Here is a 15,079-nt window from a genome sequence, read left to right on the forward strand (position 1 = left end):
ACGTGAGGAAACATCCAATGAAGAAGCTTATCATTGCCGCAACGCTCGCAGTTCTCGCTGCCGGCTCTGCTCTTGCCGAAGACATCAAGGTCGGCGTATCGGCCGGCGAACATGCCAAGATCATGGAAAAGGTCAAGGAAGTCGCCAAGACCAAGGGCCTCAACATCGATATCATCGAGTTTTCCGATTATGTCGTGCCGAACCAGGCGCTGAACGACGGCGATATCCAGGCCAACTCGTTCCAGCACCAGCCTTACCTCGACAACCAGATTGCCGACCGCAAGTTCGATCTGGTCAGCATCGGCAAGACCATCACCACCCCGATGGGCGTCTATTCCAAGAAGGTGAAGAGCCTCGACGAACTGAAGGAAGGTTCGACCGTCGCCATCCCGAACGACCCGACCAATGGCGGCCGCGCGCTGCTGGTTCTGGCTTCCAAGGGCCTGATCAAATTCAAGGACGATGCCGGCATCAAGGTCACGCCTGCCGATATCATCGAGAACACCAAGAAGATCGAGTTTGCCGAAATCGACGCCGCCCAGCTGCCGCGTTCGCTCGATGACGTCGATGCCGCCGTCATCAACACCAACTACGCCATGGAAGCGGGCCTCAACCCGAAGAAGGATGCCATCGCCATCGAAGGTGAAAAGTCGCCTTACGCCAACGTCATCGTTGTTCGCACCGCCGACAAGGATGCATCCTGGGCCAAGACGCTGGTGGAATCCTACCATGATGAAAGCATCCGCAAGTTCATCAATGATGAATACAAGGGCGCTCTGATCGCTTCCTGGTAAGTCCGGGCAAGTATTCCACGATAATAAAGGGCGGTTCGGCTTTGTCGGGCCGCCTTTTTCGTCGGCGGGGTTTGCGCCCGCGATTTCGCCGCGATAAATAAAATTTGAACCTTCGCAACGTATCTTGGGTTCGGGGGAAAATATGCGGGTTCTATCTTCGCGTCCGAAGCAGTCATCTGCCGCACAGCGCCGGTCGCTTGTGCGCTCGCTGCTTGTCATCTTCGCGGCTGTCATGGTGATCGTCACCAGCATGGTGCTGACCGCGCTCGACCGTGTCGGCGATCACGCCAACCGGCTGGATGACGAACGCTCGCGTGAAACCACGATCGGCGCGCTGCAGACCTTTCGCAACCATCTCGGCGCCACGTTGAACGATTATGCCGCCTGGGATGATGCCAACCGTTACGTTTACGCCGCCGACGGCATGGACTGGGTGGTCAGCAATTTCGGCGACATGACCGCCAACAACAATCTTTTCGATGCAGCCATTCTGCTTGATGCGCAGGGCCGCGCCTTGATGACCTATGAGGCGGGTACCGCGGCGGACTGGACCACCGAGCGCTATTTCGATGCGTCGTTTCCGCTGCTGTTCGACAGCGTGCGCAATTCGGCCGCCGAGGCAACGCCGGAGGCCAATGCCTTTATCCGCACCGAGCGCGGCATCGCCGCCGTCGCCATCGGTCTGGTGCGCCAGAAGAGCGGCCACATCGACCACGAACCGGCCGCGCGTCGTTACCTCGTGTTGCTGCGGCATCTGCATGATAACGATATCAAGGGGATGGCGAGGACCTATGTGGTCAGCGGTCTGCGGCCTGTCGCTGCCGGCGAAAATCCTGCCCATCACGTCGAGATCCACGATGGCAATGGCCAGCCGATCGGCTCACTGACCTGGACATCGCGTCTGCCGGGTTATGCCAGTCTCGCCCAGGTGCAGCCGCTGGTTCTCGGCGCGATCGCCATGGTGGCGATCTATTTCATTCTTCTCTTCGTCAGCGGCTCACGGCTGCTGCGGCAGATCAAGGCGGAGGAGGCGGCGGCGGTGGAACTGTCGCGGCTCGATCCGCTCAGCGGGCTTGCCAACCGATTTGGCCTGTTCGCGAACCTGCGCGAACTGGTTTCTCAGGCCGAAAGCAGCAATGACGACGTTCTTCTGCTTTACCTCGATCTCGACGGGTTCAAGGAAGTCAACGATGCCTATGGCCATGGTACCGGCGACAACCTCATTCGTGGCGTGTCTGCCGGCCTCTCGGCGCTGATCGGCGGGCAGGCGACCATTGCCCGCGTCGGCGGCGACGAATTCGCCATCGCCATGAACACCCGCGCTCAGGAAGCGGTGGTGCCGGAACTGTGCGAGCGCATTCTCGGCTTTTTCGGCGAGCCTTTCGTGATCGGCGAGCGTGTCGCCGTGGTCGGTACCAGCATCGGCGTTGCCGTTTCGGCGCGTGGCACGGTATCGGGTGACGAATTGCTGCGGCGGGCCGATATGGCGATGTACCGTTCCAAGGAGGCCGGTCGAGGCCGCTGGACCGTTTATACGCCGTGCATGGATGCCGAGCGCGAAGAGCGTAACCAGCTGGAAATCGACCTGCGCAAGGCGATCGAGAACAGCGAGATCGGTGTCGTTTATCAGCCGGTCGTCGATGCGCGTGACGGGCGGATGGTGTCGGTGGAGGCGCTCGCCCGCTGGAACCGGCCGGGACATGGTCCCGTCAGCCCGGAAATCTTCATCGGTGTTGCCGAACAGACCGGCATGATCGATCAGTTGGGCCTCAGTGTTTTGCGCATTGCCTGCCGGGCCGTGCGGCAATGGCCGGACCTGCGGCTGGCGGTCAATATCTCGCCCGGCCAGTTCCGCGATCCTGCCTTTGCCTGCCATGTTGCGACGACGTTCAGCGATATCGGCGTTGATCCCAACCGCATCACGCTGGAAATGACCGAGAGCTATTTCATCCGCAATCCGGCCCGTGCATTGGCTGCGATCAACAGTTTGAAGGCGATCGGCGTCAAAATCGCGCTCGACGACTTTGGTTCGGGTTTTTCCAGCGTCGGGTATCTGCGCCAGTTCGGTTTCGACCGCATGAAGATCGACCAGTCGCTGGTGGCGACGGTGTCGGAAGGCGGCAGCGCCGTCGATCTCTTGCAGGCCACGGTGGCACTGGCGCGCGCGCTCGACATTCCGGTGACGGCGGAAGGCGTGGAGACCGAGGATCAGGCCAAGATATTGCGGCTGAGCGGTTGCGACGAGCTGCAGGGGTATTTCTTCGGCAGACCGATGGCGGGGGATGCGATCGGGCGGATGCTGCGGGAGCAGCGGGAGGTTGGACGCTGATGCCTGCCGGTTCAGCAAGAAATGCCATCGTCTCATTGATCTTCTGTCTCTCGGCGATGATTGCTGTCGCATCTGCATTGGGTTTTGCGATCTATTCCGGCTTTTTTGCCGGGTCTACCGAGACACTTTTTCGATGCAGCGAGCTGTTTTCATCCGGTGGTGATGACGAAGTCGCAATGCTCTTTTCGATCGTTGTCGTTCCGTCCATTCTCTGGCGGTTATTCCGCTGGAACCGAGAGATCTCGAATGGCGAGGTGGTGGCTTTTTTTGCTCTGAGTATCGGTGCACTGGCGCTGATGGTGATGAGCCTGGAATGTGGTGAGTTTTTCTTTACTGCATTCGGCGTTGGCGATCGGTATTTGCAGGTTTTTTGTGTTTTCAGCGTGGTCGCCGCGGGTGCTTTGATCGCTCAGAAAGTGGTTGGGGCAGCCAAGCAATAGATGGCAGGCGGTCGATCTGTTTCAGCCTTACGATGCAGGATCAGGGCGCGATGTTGGTTTGTTGCTGCTGCTGGAAGCTGTGCAACTGGTTCCTGATTTGCGTCATCTGATCACCGACAAGCCACCATAACATGCTGGCAAACAGCACGATGACAATCCCGGTGCCAAACGTCACACCTTCGAAGCGGGAAATCTTGCTTCTGACTTTGTCGAGCCGATCGTCCAGCCTGCCGATATCGGTGATGACGCGATCCGTTTTCGTCGCAACCGAAGACAGTTCGCGCTGAATCTCCATCAGCGACTGCATGATCTGCTCGTTGAGCGGGTGAGTTGGGTTATCCTTGGCTGGCTGACTGGGACGCTGTGCACTCATCTTGCTTCACCTATCGCAATCCGACGCGTTACAGAGCTTGGAATGCGACTATGTGTTCAAAGACAGATGCCTGCAACCCGTCTTTTTGAGGGGCGGATAGCACGAACTTTTCCGTCCCCGCACCCTCACAAATACCGCCCCACCTTCGCCTTCAAAAGCTCGACGAGGGCCGGCTCCATGAACTGGTAATTGTCGGGAATATCGAGGCAGATCAGCTTGGCATTTTTCATTGCCGCACGGTAGCGCGTTTGCAGTTTCGTGCGGTGCGTCCGTTCCATCACAAAAATGATGTCCGCCCACTCAACCAGTTCTGACGAGAGCGGGTTTTCCGCGTCATTGTTGGTGCCGGCCGAGGCGGTTTCCACGCCCGGCCAGTCGGAAAACACCTGTTCGGCCGTGGGGCTGCGCAGCTTGTTCTGGCTGCAGACGAACAGGACGTTTTTCATCAGCCGCCGATATGTTTCTGGCCACGCTTCTTGGCGAGCGCGATCTGCAACTGGCGCTGACGGTAACGCAGGCGGTCTTCTTCCGTGCGGCTGTCGTAGCAGCTGGAGCAGGACACGCCTTCCTCGTATTTTTCCGAGGTCACTTCCTCCGCGGTGATCGGGTTACGGCAGGCGTGGCAGAGCTTGTGATTGCCTTCCTTCAGGCCGTGTTCGACGGAGACGCGCTCGTCAAATACGAAACAGGCGCCTTCCCACAGGCTTTCTTCCTGCGGCACTTCCTCGAGATATTTCAGGATGCCGCCCTTGAGGTGATAAACTTCCTCAAAACCCTCTTCCTTCATGAAGGCCGTCGCCTTCTCGCAGCGGATGCCGCCGGTGCAATACATGGCGATTTTTGGCTTGTTGTGCAGGCCGGTATTGTTGCGCACCCAGTCCGGAAACTCGCGAAACGTCTTGGTGTTCGGATCGACCGCGCCCTTGAAAATGCCGATCGCCGTTTCATAGTCGTTGCGGGTGTCGATCAGGATGGTTTCCGGATCGGAGATCAGCGCGTTCCAGTCCTTTGGATCGACATAGGTGCCGACGATGCGGTTGGGGTCGATATCCTCGACGCCCATGGTCACGATCTCTTTCTTGAGCTTCACCTTCATGCGCACGAACGGCATTTTCGACGCCCGGCTTTCCTTGTGCTCCAGCGCCGCAAACTCGGACATGGCGCGCAGATGCGCAAGCAGCTTTGTGATGCCCGCATCCGTTCCGGCCACCGTGCCGTTGATCCCCTCACGCGCGATCAGAAGCGTGCCCTTGATGCCGTTTTCATCGCAAAAAGCCTGCAGCGGCTTTTGCACGCTTTCAAAGCGCTCGAAGCGGGCGAAATGATACAGGGCAGCCACGAGAAATGCGCCCGTGGCTTCAGGGCGTGGGAGGGTCTGGTTTTCGGTCATGCGGCACGAAATACAACCTTGGCCGCGCTTTCGCAACGGCCTATCTTCCGACAATCGATCAGGATTTTGCCGCCGCCTGCCAGAGCAGGGTTATGATCCGGCTTTCCTGTTCGCCATCGTCAGCAAACACGGCGTCGGCGACCTCAAGCGCCTGGCTGCGCAGCATCTGCTGCTTGGCGATGACGGCGCCCAGAAGCCGTGCCATCGTGTCGCCATTGCCGAAAAGCTCCGGCTGTTCGTTGATTAGCTGCGTCAGTACAGAAAGATCGTGCTCATGGCCGAGGATTTCGACCAGATATTTGGCATCGTCATGCTTGGCGCGCATCGCAGATGGCCAGAGGTCCCCCAGCAGTGACAGATGCATCCAGTAGGTTTGGCCGGCCTTGCGCAACTCGTGAAAAACGTCGGCTTCCGGGTGGGCGTGGCAGGCGGCGAGCGCCGATGCTGCAGCGTCACGTTGCTTGCGCCAAGCCTTGCCGAGACATTTTGCTGCTTTGCCGGCACTGTCGCCCAGATCGAGTGTCGGGAGCGCATCGATGGCCGCGTGGCACTGTCCGATCGCGTTGGTGATCTTGTCGTCAAGATCGGTTTCATCAGCCACGATCCGGTCACGTCGTGCGATCAGTGCGTTGGAGGCGAAGGTGAGGGCGGCGATTTCTTCGGCCGAGATCGCGGCACTCACCAGATATTCGGTGGTCTCGACCAGTGCCGTGGCATCGCGGGCGGCGGACAGGGTATGTGCGATGTCACGGATGCGGGCATTTTCGACTTTGCGAAAAGCCTTCGCATCCGGTTCGATCAGCCGATAAAGCGCGCGCACCCGCTTGAAACGCTTGCGGGCATCGTGAATGGCCTTGTGCTGCCCGTCCGGTTTTTCTTCCAGAAGAGCAATCGCCTTGTTCAGCTGCTTTTCGGTGACGCGCCGGATTTCCCCGGCAAATGGCTCAGAGGGGCGGATTCGATAGGCCATGGCCCAACTCCGCGCTCAGGTTCTCGTTGGTCGCCATCGACATGTTGGAATAACGTTTATCGCCGGTCACTTCGCGGCCTAGCCATGCGGGCAGTTCGGGCTGGTCTTCGGTGGACTGCATCTCCACCTCGGCGACGATGAGGCCGTGATAGAAACCGGCAAATTCGTCCACTTCAAAGGTGAAGCCGCGATATTCCACCCGGTGCCGTGTCTTTTCCAGCACGATGCCGATCGCCGCCTGCATCAGTTCTTCCGCGTCGGCGACCGGGATGTCGTATTCGAATTCGTCGCGCACCAGAAGATCGCGACCGATCTTGATGGTCAGGCGGGCGCTTGCGCCATCAATGATGCGCACGCGGATCGAGCGATCGTCGCCGGTTGCGACATAGGCCTGCAGGAATGCGCTGGTCGCGTTGACGCCAGCCTTCCAGCCGTCATTTGCCACCAGAAACTTGCGTTCGATTTCCTTGGCCATGAATACCCCGTTCGTTGACAGCAAACCTATGGCAATGCGACACTTTCGACCAGCCCCGCATTGTGTCGCAATGGCATTTTCCCTCGACATCAACCATCGCGAGGCGTATTCGAAAACACACTTTAATCGTTTCAAACGGATAAGATGATGAGCGGTAAGACAGAGAAAGTCCTTTCCATCCTCAAGCTGCAGCCGGTCGTTCCGGTGCTGATCGTGGACGACGCGAAATCTGCGGTCGGTCTTGCCAGGGCGCTTGTCGCGGGTGGTCTGCGCGCCATCGAGATCACGCTGCGCACGCCGGCAGCGCTCGACGCCATCAAGGCCGTTGCCGATGAAGTGGAAGGCGCCAATGTCGGTGCCGGAACCATCATGAATTCCAGGGATTACGAAGCTGCCGTCAAGGCCGGCTCGACCTTCATCGTTTCGCCGGGCATCGCGCCGAGCATTCTTGCTGCCGCAAACGATTCTCCGGTTCCGCTGCTTCCCGGCACGGCAACGCCGAGCGAAGTGATGACGCTGCGCGAAGCCGGTTATGACGTGATGAAGTTCTTCCCCGCCGAACAGGCCGGGGGCGCTGCCATGCTGAAGGCGTGGTCCTCGCCGCTCGCCGGCACGTTCTTCTGCCCGACCGGCGGCATTTCGCTGAAGAACGCCAAGGATTATCTGGCGCTGCCGAACGTCGTCTGCGTCGGCGGCTCGTGGGTCGCGCCGAAGGAGCTGGTTGCCGCCGGTGATTGGGCCGGCATCACCAAGCTTGCCTCGGAAGCCTTTGCGCTGAAGGCCTGAGCCTCGGTTATTCGGTCGATTTCGATGTGGCGGTCGCTCCTGCTTCCGCCACATGACATTTTCGTCATCCTTTTTGATTTTGCCGCGACAATCCCTATCTCCGGGTCAGTGTTTCACGATCAGGAGATTTGAATGTTCGACGCCAAGAAGCTTCTAGACCAGTTCCTCGGTTCGCAGGTGCCGGGCCTTTCGGGAAGCGTCCGTGACAAGGCCGGCCAGTTCGGTGGCATTGCGAAGAACAATCCCCTGAAGTCCGCCGGCATCGCCGCCGCCATCCTCGGCACCAAGACCGGCCGCAAGCTGGCCGGCAATGTCGCCACGATTGGTGGTATCGCCGCCGTCGCAGGCCTCGGTTACCTTGCCTACAAGAATTATCAGTCGGGTCAGTCGCCGCAGGCCGCTCCGCAGCCGACCCCGGCTGGCAACCAGCCGATCGCACTGCCGCCGCCGGATAGCGCCTTCAGCCTGGAATCGCCGCAACTGACCAATGATTTTGCCCTGACGCTGATCCGCGCCATGATCGCCGCCGCCAAGGCTGACGGCCATATCGATGCGGCTGAACGTGCCAACATCATGGAAAAGGTGCACGAGGTTGATCTCGGCTCAGAGGCCGAAGCCTTTATCCGCAACGAGCTGGCAAACCCGGTCGATATCGACGAGCTGGTCGCTGCCGCCCGTACAGAGGAACAGAAGGTCGAGCTTTACACCGCGACCCGACTGACCATCGAGCCGGATACGCGCGCCGAGCGAGGTTATCTTGACTTGCTCGCCGGTCGTCTCGGCCTGCCGGATGCATTGCTCGATCATATCGATGCGACCGTTTCGGCGGCCAAGGTTCAGGCGTGAACCGCCTGAAATTCCAGACATAAAAAAGGCCTCCCGCAGATGATGCGGGAGGCCTTTTTCGTTTGGGGTGACAAAGCTTACAGTTTGATTTCGAGCTTCAGCGAATAGTTCGAAAAATCCTGAAACGCGCCGGGGTTCTTCAAGGTGGAGGCCGGCAGCGAGGTCGGCGGACGGTTGTCCGGACGCCACGAGGCGGTCAGCGTCATATCCTTGTTGATGTTCCAGGCCAGGTCGAGTTCGCTTGTCTTGGCGCCACTATTGTTCGCATGGCGTGCCGAGGCAGAAAAGTCGCCGTAACCGGCGCCCGCCCGGTAACCCATCTGGCTGCCATTGCCGTTGCGATCCATGCCCACGAAACCCGTGAACGCACCGTTGCGGCCTTTTATGTCGTAAGACTGCTTGGTCACGCGGTGGTTGAAATCGCTTTCGACGCTGGCGCTGACATCGATGTATTTGTTGGGATTGTTGGCGGCCGGGTCATCGGCGACGCGGAAACCGAAATCGTAGACAATCTTCTTGTCGCCGACATAAACGCCGGCGCGCGGGTTGGTGCCATTGGTCTTTGCGCCAAGCACGCCTGAGCTTTTTGCATCTGGCATGAGGCGGCGTTCGGAATTTTTCAGAAGGCCTGCCAGGATTTTTTGCTGCGCCGTGCTCGGTGCTTTCGGCTTGCCGTCAATATCGAACGCGCCCATCATCGTGCGATACGCGCCATTGATGCGGCTGTTGACGGCAAAGATCGTCGTTCCGTCGTCCGTAATGCCGGCCACGCCTTCGTAATGCGAGCCCTTCAGGCTATATTTACCGCCGCACTGGAACTGGCTGTTCAGGTAGCTGTCATCGGCGGAAGAACCATCAAAGGTCAGGCCTGTTGCTGTCGCCCCCGGACCGCAGCCACTGAGGACAGGATTGACGTTGAGATTGATTTCACGGAAGCCCTGAGGCGCTTTCGACTGCTGCTTTGTCGTCTGTGCCGCAAGCTTCGCCGCCTGCATTTGTGCTCCTGGTCCCATCGTGTTTCCCGTCCGTTTCTGTTGATTGGATTGGCGAAAAAATCTTTCGTGAGCGCCGCACGGTCGTTGCCGCCGACGAAGGTGACAAAAAATTGTCTTTCTACAACGGTGCGCAAATTAGGTTTCTGTCCCCGTTTGTCCACCCCAAAACGACCCGGGAAAATACCCTGAATTGGCCGGCCAAGCTTTGTCGTTGCCTTTGCCCGGAGCCTCGCTTAGCTTCGAAAAATCAATTGCAGAGGCATTCATGCGCGATCTTTCCAGCTACAAGCCTGCCGCTCCGGCACCCGTCACCCTCAAGGGCCGTTTCGTGGCCCTCGAACCTTATGAACGGGCAAAACATCTGGCGGATCTCTGGGATGCGCTGGGCGGAGCGGATGCCATCAACGAGCTGATCCGCTATTTTCCGAACGACCATTACGACACACCGGAAGCCTTTGGTGCATGGCTGGACAATGTCCGCGACAATTCCGGTTTCGTGACGCTGGTGGCGCGTGAAAACACGAGCGGTAAGGTGGTCGGCATGGCGAGCTATATGCGGCCGGACCCGAAAAACGGCGTGGTAGAGGTGGGATCGGTGGCCCATGGCGCGGCGATGAAACGTTCGCCGATGTCGACAGAGCTGCATTACCTGATGGCGAAACACGTGTTCGAGGATCTCGATTACCGCCGTTACGAATGGAAATGCCACAACGAAAACGAGCCGAGCAAGGTGACGGCCAAGCGTTACGGTTTTTCCTTCGAAGGCGTCTTTCGCCAGCATCTGATTTCGCGTGGCGAAAACCGCGATACCGCCTGGTTCTCGATGATCGACAGCGAATGGCCGGTGATCGGCAAGGCCTTCGAAGCCTGGCTTTCGCCCGACAATTTCGACACGGATGGCAAGCAGAAGCGCAAGCTCGAAGATCTTCGCGCCGAAATCGCCGGGACACCCGACGCATGACCCCGGAAGCGAAATCACAGGCGCTAGCCGCCGCCCTCATTCTCGGCGGCGCGGGCGTCGTCATCTATTTTCTGCCGTCGCTGGTGCTGTGGATCGGCAATTATTCGCCGGTGCTGGCGGTGATTGTCGGCGCCGTCCTGATCCTCGGGTTTTTCTGGATTTTCTGGCTGCGGGCGCGGTATCAGCGGCGACGGGACGGGAAATAATCGAGCGTCACGCCTGCAGCGAGGCGCCGAGCAGCGACAGGCCCATCAGCATCAGGAAAATGGCGGCGATGATCTCGACGCTGATCGTGATCTTTTCCGCACGGTTGGAGCCTGCGCCGGCAAACCGGACTGCGATATCCTTGGCCGTGACGGCGAGCGTTGCGAGGATCGAGACGGTGATGGCGGTGCCGATCGACATGGCGAGCACCGACAGCGCGCCGCCGAGATAAAGTCCGTTCAGCAGCGAAAACGTCATCACCAGAATGGCGCCGGAGCAGGGACGCATGCCGACAGCCAGGATGGCCGACCATGCCTCGTGCAGGCTGAAATCCTTCCCTCCCATGGCGGTCGCATCTGGCATGTGCATCTGGCCGCAATCGACGCAGACATTCCCGGGCTCTAGATCGGAATGGTCATGCACTTCGACGGCTTCGAAGCGCAGGCCGGTCGGGCCGGTCGGGGCCGCCATGCTGAGACCCTTGAGCGCGGCGGGGCGACGCAACGACCAGAGTTTTCGCGTCAGCAGCCATGCGCCGAACAGCGCAATCATGGCAAAACTTGCGACTTCCATCACCCATGTGGCGCGCGTCAGCGTGATGCCTGTGCCGCGTAGGGCGAAATAGGCGACGATGACAAGCAGGATGGCAGCGAAGCCCTGCAACAGGGCGGATACGAAGGAGATCGCCATGCCGCGTTTCAGCGCGGTTTCATTGGCGATCATGTAGGACGAAATCACCGCCTTGCCGTGGCCGGGGCCGGCGGCGTGGAAAACACCGTAGGCGAAGGACAGGCCGATCAGGCCCGACAACGCCCAGGGGTCTTCACGCATCGCCTTCAGCGCGTTGGTCAGCGCCCGGTAAAACGTCTGCTGGTGCTCATTGATCCATCGAAAAAAACCGCCAAGTGGTCCGCCGATGGAAAAACTGGGTTCGGCCGAACCGACGCCGAGCGGCGATTGTGCATGGGCGACGGTGGCCAGCAGCAGCGTGCCGACAATAATGAGCGCGAGGCGTCGCAGGCTCAGCATGTCACCTCCATGCGGGTTGCGAACAGTTTGGTCATGTCGGTGCCGGTCGGATCGTTGAAGAAGGCGTCGGTCAGCGTGTCCTTGTTGGAGGCGATCACCTCGTCGGGATCGGGACGCACGACGGCATGTTTGCAGGCGGCAAAACCCTTGCCTTCGACCTTGAGATCGTTGTCGGTCGGAAAGTTGACGGCGGTGTACATCGACGGGTCGTAGATGCCGAAGGCGAGCTTGCCCTTGAGCGGCACCGGTTTCGATGGCTTGACCGCGAAGATCACGAGGATCTGGCCGTGCTGCCATGACACGTGGATGATGCCCGGCTTGGTGACCGGCACATCCTTGCCATCGACAGAGATCGTCGTGAAATAATGAAAATCTTCCATCGAGGCGCGCATGGTCTCGCCGAGTTCGGCCAGTTCCTGATTGTCGAGCTTCAGGTCGGAATTCTTGTCGAAATCGAGCAGCACACTGGAGGAAAACACTTCGTCGAACCGCCAGACATTGCGCAGCTCGGCGAGATTGCCGTCATCGCCGGCGATCACTTCCAGCCGCGCATCGAGAAAGATGTGCGGATGCGCCAGGGCGGGCAGGGGCAGGGCGCAGAGTGCCGCGGCAGCGATGATAGAACGAAGATATTTCATGGATGCGTTTCTTTGCCCTGTAACCGATATGCGGAAGTGACCCGCAAATAAGACGGAATTTCGGCTCCCTGATGACAGTGTCGTCAGGGGCGCGACATTCGGCTCCGATCACTCACCCTTGTTGCGGAACCATGCGGTAAGAAAATCCACAAAACTGCGCACCTTGGCCGGCAGGTAACGGCGGTGAGGATAGACCGCATATATGCCGCGGTCCTTGACGATATAGTCGTCGAACAGCGTCACCAGCGCGCCGGACTGGATATACGGCAGCACGATGAAATCCGGCACGATGGCAGCACCGATGCCGGCCAGAGCCGCGCGCAAGGTTGCCTGCGGGCTGTTGACCTCGATGGGGCCTGCGACTGGCACCGACAGCGCACCGCCATTCGGGTCCTGAAAGCGGATATTGTTGTGCGAGCGGGTGTTGGTATCGACGATAAAGGGTTTGCCGGTGAGGTCGCTCGGGTGATCGAACGGGCCGTAGCGGGCTACGAAATCCGGCGTGGCAACAGCATAAACCCGGAAATCCGACAGTTTTCGCGCAATCAGGCCGGAATCTTCCAGCTTGGTGATTCGGATGGCGAGATCGAAACTTTCCTCGATCAGATCGACAAAGCGGTCTTCCGCGACGATCTCCAGCGCAATTTCCGGATTGGCGGCGGCGAAATCGATCAGCGACTGGCCGACCGGCGCATCGATGAAGGTGCGCGGCACCGAGACGCGAATGCGGCCTTTCAGATCGGCATTGTTCTCGCGCACGAGGTCGGCGAGGTTGTCGATCTCTTTCAGGATATCGGCGGCGGTGCGGAAATAGGTGTGTCCCGCCTCCGTCAGCGAGAACTGGCGGGTCGTACGATTGAGCAAAAGCGCGCCAAGATCGTCTTCCAGTTCACGTACATATTTCGACAGAAGCGCCTTGGAACGGCCGGTTCGGCGGGCAGCGGCGGAAAACCCCTCCGCCTCGACCACGTCGATGAAGGCGCGCATACGGGTCAGTGTATCCATCGAAGTGTTTGCTCCGGTTCGCAAATTGGCTTTCGAAGCCAGAAAGACGTCAGTCGCGCCGGAAACACAAGGGGCGCTTTTCCGTAAGCCTGTCTAATTCCGCCCCATTCCTCGTGCAAATTCCGCTTGCCTGCGTCGTGTTAAGATTTTTGGCCAAGGTACAAAAAACCGCTTGATTATGACGGCGAATATTCTTATCTCCCGGCTTGCCCAAAGTCGCACGTGCCCATGGGTGTCCGCCGACCCTCGAATTGAGATTTATCTCTAAGGTGAGGTCATCGGTAAGGTACCTGGAACTAACCCCTCCAGTCGCTATTCCGGCCAACCGGGAAATGCGAGGACGCATGAAGCAACGACGGTGCGGGCCTTTTAAGTCTCTGCATGCTTTCCATCAGCATGCAATTCTGTAGAGGCACACCTGAATTGCCGGAAGTGCGGTAGGGACAACCCTCCAATCAATGGCAGACAAAGCGGATCAAAGCTCTTGGCAGGGCGTTGGTCCATCGATCGCGCGTTTGAGCGTGCAAGGCAGCGGTGTCTCCAAAAACCGCTGCTGCCGCATCCTCATCCGTCCTTTGTCCTCTTGCCGGAGCGTGGTGCTCCAGAGGGTTTGAACGATGACTGCACGTATCCTCGACTTCCTCCGTACCGAGCGTCCCGAAGGCCCTTGCCTCGTTGTCGACCTCGACGTCGTGCGCGACAATTTCAAGGCTTTCCGCCACGCGCTGCCGGACAGCTCGATCTACTATGCCGTCAAGGCTAACCCGGAACCAAAGATCCTCGAACTGCTCGCCTCCATGGGCTCGAGCTTCGATTGCGCTTCGGTTGCCGAAATCCAGATGGCTCTTGCCGCCGGCGCAACCGCTGACCGCATCTCCTTCGGCAACACGATCAAGAAGGAACGCGACGTTGCTCGCGCTCATCAGCTCGGCGTTGGCCTGTTCGCCGTCGACAGCCACGAGGAAGTCGAAAAGATCGCTCGTGCCGCTCCCGGCGCAAAAGTGTTCTGCCGCGTCCTGACCGATGGTGAAGGGGCCGAATGGCCGCTGTCGCGCAAGTTCGGCTGCGTACCGCAGATGGCCGTCGACGTTCTCGTCTATGCTCACCAGCTGGGTCTGGAAAGCTACGGCGTTTCGTTCCATGTCGGTTCGCAGATGACCAAGGTCGATGCCTGGGATTCGGCTCTGGCCGATGCCAAGCGCGTCTTCTCGTCGCTCGCCAAGCAGGGCATCGTCCTGCAGATGGTCAACATGGGCGGCGGTTTCCCGACCAAGTACCTGCGCGACGTCCCGAAGGCCGAGGAATACGGCCAGGCGATCTCCGCTTCGCTGCGCAAGCACTTTGGCAACAACCTGCCGAAGACGATCATCGAGCCGGGTCGCGGCATGGTCGGCAATGCTGGCGTCATCAAGGCGGAAGTCGTTCTCGTCTCGCGCAAGTCGGACAATGACAACCATCGCTGGGTTTTTCTCGACATCGGCAAGTTCGGCGGTCTCGCTGAAACCATGGACGAGGCGATCCGTTACCCGATCCGCACCACGCGCGATCAGGACCAGATGGAGCCTTGCGTTCTCGCCGGCCCGACCTGCGATTCGGCTGACGTCATGTACGAAAAGAACATGTATCCGCTGCCGCTCACGCTCTCGATCGGCGACGAAGTTCTGATCGAAGGCACCGGCGCCTACACGACGACCTATTCGGCGGTTGCCTTCAACGGTTTTGACCCGCTCAAGGCCTACGTCATCTAAAGACTTTTAGCCTTGCGTCCCTGACGCGAAAACAGTTCGCGGTTCCCGATCCTCCAGGCGGGGGCCGCAAATCCACAATGATCCGAAGACACCATT

17 protein-coding genes are annotated in these 15,079 nt (G+C 59.3%); 8 read left to right on the forward strand and 9 right to left on the reverse strand.

Going from position 1 to position 15,079, the window contains the following annotated elements; genetic code table 11:
* Positions 1–17: 17 nt before the first annotated feature.
* The 3 genes from AAIH70_RS06985 to AAIH70_RS06995 all read left to right on the forward strand — a co-directional run bounded on the left by AAIH70_RS06985 (position 18) and on the right by AAIH70_RS06995 (position 3,563).
* Positions 18–794, forward strand: a complete 777-nt coding sequence (locus AAIH70_RS06985) for a MetQ/NlpA family ABC transporter substrate-binding protein (protein ID WP_132271469.1) — start codon at positions 18–20, stop codon at positions 792–794.
* 142 nt (positions 795–936) lie between these two features.
* A complete protein-coding gene (locus tag AAIH70_RS06990; protein ID WP_132271470.1) occupies positions 937–3,123 on the forward strand; it encodes a putative bifunctional diguanylate cyclase/phosphodiesterase in 2,187 nt (728 codons plus the stop codon).
* Entirely contained in the window at positions 3,123–3,563 is a 441-nt protein-coding gene (locus tag AAIH70_RS06995; protein ID WP_132271471.1) for a hypothetical protein, read from the forward strand. Before AAIH70_RS06990 ends, AAIH70_RS06995 begins: the two co-directional genes overlap by 1 nt.
* A 40-nt stretch (positions 3,564–3,603) precedes the next feature.
* On the opposite strand, the gene AAIH70_RS07000 is transcribed toward AAIH70_RS06995, so the two are convergent.
* The 5 genes from AAIH70_RS07000 to AAIH70_RS07020 form a co-directional block, all read right to left on the reverse strand.
* Positions 3,604–3,870: a hypothetical protein gene (locus AAIH70_RS07000; RefSeq protein ID WP_132271472.1), complete on the reverse strand. Its 267-nt coding sequence runs from the start codon at positions 3,868–3,870 to the stop codon at positions 3,604–3,606.
* A 191-nt stretch (positions 3,871–4,061) separates the two neighbouring features.
* Positions 4,062–4,382, reverse strand: a complete 321-nt coding sequence (locus AAIH70_RS07005; RefSeq protein WP_132271473.1) for a low molecular weight protein tyrosine phosphatase family protein — start codon at positions 4,380–4,382, stop codon at positions 4,062–4,064.
* Positions 4,382–5,326 carry a rhodanese-related sulfurtransferase gene (locus tag AAIH70_RS07010; RefSeq protein ID WP_132271474.1) on the reverse strand — a complete coding sequence of 315 codons (945 nt, stop codon included), beginning with the start codon at positions 5,324–5,326 and terminating at the stop codon, positions 4,382–4,384. Before AAIH70_RS07010 ends, AAIH70_RS07005 begins: the two co-directional genes overlap by 1 nt.
* A 58-nt stretch (positions 5,327–5,384) precedes the next feature.
* On the reverse strand, positions 5,385–6,296 hold the full coding sequence (locus AAIH70_RS07015; protein ID WP_132271475.1) for a CHAD domain-containing protein: 912 nt from the start codon (positions 6,294–6,296) through the stop codon (positions 5,385–5,387).
* On the reverse strand, positions 6,271–6,771 hold the full coding sequence (locus AAIH70_RS07020) for a CYTH domain-containing protein (protein ID WP_132271476.1): 501 nt from the start codon (positions 6,769–6,771) through the stop codon (positions 6,271–6,273). Before AAIH70_RS07020 ends, AAIH70_RS07015 begins: the two co-directional genes overlap by 26 nt.
* Before the next feature lie 147 nt (positions 6,772–6,918).
* On the opposite strand from AAIH70_RS07020, the gene AAIH70_RS07025 reads away from it, so the two are divergent.
* Entirely contained in the window at positions 6,919–7,557 is a 639-nt protein-coding gene (locus AAIH70_RS07025; RefSeq protein ID WP_132271477.1) for a 2-dehydro-3-deoxy-phosphogluconate aldolase, read from the forward strand.
* A gap of 132 nt (positions 7,558–7,689) precedes the next feature.
* On the forward strand, positions 7,690–8,403 hold the full coding sequence (locus AAIH70_RS07030) for a tellurite resistance TerB family protein (RefSeq protein ID WP_430033686.1): 714 nt from the start codon (positions 7,690–7,692) through the stop codon (positions 8,401–8,403).
* A 77-nt stretch (positions 8,404–8,480) separates the two neighbouring features.
* Here AAIH70_RS07030 and AAIH70_RS07035 read toward each other — a convergent pair whose 3' ends face one another.
* A complete protein-coding gene (locus AAIH70_RS07035; protein ID WP_132271479.1) occupies positions 8,481–9,398 on the reverse strand; it encodes a hypothetical protein in 918 nt (305 codons plus the stop codon).
* Between the two features lie 265 nt (positions 9,399–9,663).
* On the opposite strand from AAIH70_RS07035, the gene AAIH70_RS07040 reads away from it, so the two are divergent.
* Positions 9,664–10,359, forward strand: a complete 696-nt coding sequence (locus AAIH70_RS07040) for a GNAT family N-acetyltransferase (RefSeq protein WP_132271480.1) — start codon at positions 9,664–9,666, stop codon at positions 10,357–10,359.
* Positions 10,356–10,565 (forward strand): hypothetical protein, encoded by a 210-nt coding sequence (locus AAIH70_RS07045; RefSeq protein WP_132271481.1) that lies wholly within the window; start codon positions 10,356–10,358, stop codon positions 10,563–10,565. Before AAIH70_RS07040 ends, AAIH70_RS07045 begins: the two co-directional genes overlap by 4 nt.
* A 7-nt stretch (positions 10,566–10,572) precedes the next feature.
* Here AAIH70_RS07045 and AAIH70_RS07050 read toward each other — a convergent pair whose 3' ends face one another.
* The 3 genes from AAIH70_RS07050 to AAIH70_RS07060 all read right to left on the reverse strand — a co-directional run bounded on the left by AAIH70_RS07050 (position 10,573) and on the right by AAIH70_RS07060 (position 13,235).
* On the reverse strand, positions 10,573–11,592 hold the full coding sequence (locus tag AAIH70_RS07050; RefSeq protein WP_132271482.1) for a nickel/cobalt transporter: 1,020 nt from the start codon (positions 11,590–11,592) through the stop codon (positions 10,573–10,575).
* Positions 11,586–12,230, reverse strand: a complete 645-nt coding sequence (locus AAIH70_RS07055) for a DUF1007 family protein (RefSeq protein WP_132271483.1) — start codon at positions 12,228–12,230, stop codon at positions 11,586–11,588. Before AAIH70_RS07055 ends, AAIH70_RS07050 begins: the two co-directional genes overlap by 7 nt.
* 108 nt (positions 12,231–12,338) lie before the next feature.
* Positions 12,339–13,235, reverse strand: coding sequence for a LysR family transcriptional regulator (locus tag AAIH70_RS07060; protein WP_132271484.1), 897 nt, complete (start codon positions 13,233–13,235; stop codon positions 12,339–12,341).
* 617 nt (positions 13,236–13,852) lie between these two features.
* On the opposite strand from AAIH70_RS07060, the gene odc2 reads away from it, so the two are divergent.
* Entirely contained in the window at positions 13,853–14,983 is a 1,131-nt protein-coding gene (odc2, locus tag AAIH70_RS07065) for an ornithine/lysine decarboxylase (protein WP_132271485.1), read from the forward strand.
* The last annotated feature ends 96 nt before the right edge of the window (positions 14,984–15,079 follow it).

Origin of the sequence: Neorhizobium sp. BT27B (genome assembly GCF_050455485.1) — a bacterium.
In the GTDB taxonomy this organism is placed as follows: Bacteria; Pseudomonadota; Alphaproteobacteria; order Rhizobiales; family Rhizobiaceae; genus Neorhizobium.

Excerpts from the sequence above, each read along its gene's own strand:
- AAIH70_RS06985 (WP_132271469.1), top strand. The coding sequence starts at position 18 with ATGAAGAAGCTTATCATTGCCGCAACGCTCGCAGTTCTCGCTGCCGGC.
- AAIH70_RS06990 (WP_132271470.1), top strand. The coding sequence starts at position 937 with ATGCGGGTTCTATCTTCGCGTCCGAAGCAGTCATCTGCCGCACAGCGC.
- AAIH70_RS06995 (WP_132271471.1), top strand. The coding sequence starts at position 3,123 with ATGCCTGCCGGTTCAGCAAGAAATGCCATCGTCTCATTGATCTTCTGT.
- AAIH70_RS07000 (WP_132271472.1), bottom strand. The coding sequence starts at position 3,870 with ATGCAGTCGCTGATGGAGATTCAGCGCGAACTGTCTTCGGTTGCGACG.
- AAIH70_RS07005 (WP_132271473.1), bottom strand. The coding sequence starts at position 4,382 with ATGAAAAACGTCCTGTTCGTCTGCAGCCAGAACAAGCTGCGCAGCCCC.
- AAIH70_RS07010 (WP_132271474.1), bottom strand. The coding sequence starts at position 5,326 with ATGACCGAAAACCAGACCCTCCCACGCCCTGAAGCCACGGGCGCATTT.
- AAIH70_RS07015 (WP_132271475.1), bottom strand. The coding sequence starts at position 6,296 with ATGGCCTATCGAATCCGCCCCTCTGAGCCATTTGCCGGGGAAATCCGG.
- AAIH70_RS07020 (WP_132271476.1), bottom strand. The coding sequence starts at position 6,771 with ATGGCCAAGGAAATCGAACGCAAGTTTCTGGTGGCAAATGACGGCTGG.
- AAIH70_RS07025 (WP_132271477.1), top strand. The coding sequence starts at position 6,919 with ATGAGCGGTAAGACAGAGAAAGTCCTTTCCATCCTCAAGCTGCAGCCG.
- AAIH70_RS07030 (WP_430033686.1), top strand. The coding sequence starts at position 7,690 with ATGTTCGACGCCAAGAAGCTTCTAGACCAGTTCCTCGGTTCGCAGGTG.
- AAIH70_RS07035 (WP_132271479.1), bottom strand. The coding sequence starts at position 9,398 with ATGCAGGCGGCGAAGCTTGCGGCACAGACGACAAAGCAGCAGTCGAAA.
- AAIH70_RS07040 (WP_132271480.1), top strand. The coding sequence starts at position 9,664 with ATGCGCGATCTTTCCAGCTACAAGCCTGCCGCTCCGGCACCCGTCACC.
- AAIH70_RS07045 (WP_132271481.1), top strand. The coding sequence starts at position 10,356 with ATGACCCCGGAAGCGAAATCACAGGCGCTAGCCGCCGCCCTCATTCTC.
- AAIH70_RS07050 (WP_132271482.1), bottom strand. The coding sequence starts at position 11,592 with ATGCTGAGCCTGCGACGCCTCGCGCTCATTATTGTCGGCACGCTGCTG.
- AAIH70_RS07055 (WP_132271483.1), bottom strand. The coding sequence starts at position 12,230 with ATGAAATATCTTCGTTCTATCATCGCTGCCGCGGCACTCTGCGCCCTG.
- AAIH70_RS07060 (WP_132271484.1), bottom strand. The coding sequence starts at position 13,235 with ATGGATACACTGACCCGTATGCGCGCCTTCATCGACGTGGTCGAGGCG.
- odc2 (WP_132271485.1), top strand. The coding sequence starts at position 13,853 with ATGACTGCACGTATCCTCGACTTCCTCCGTACCGAGCGTCCCGAAGGC.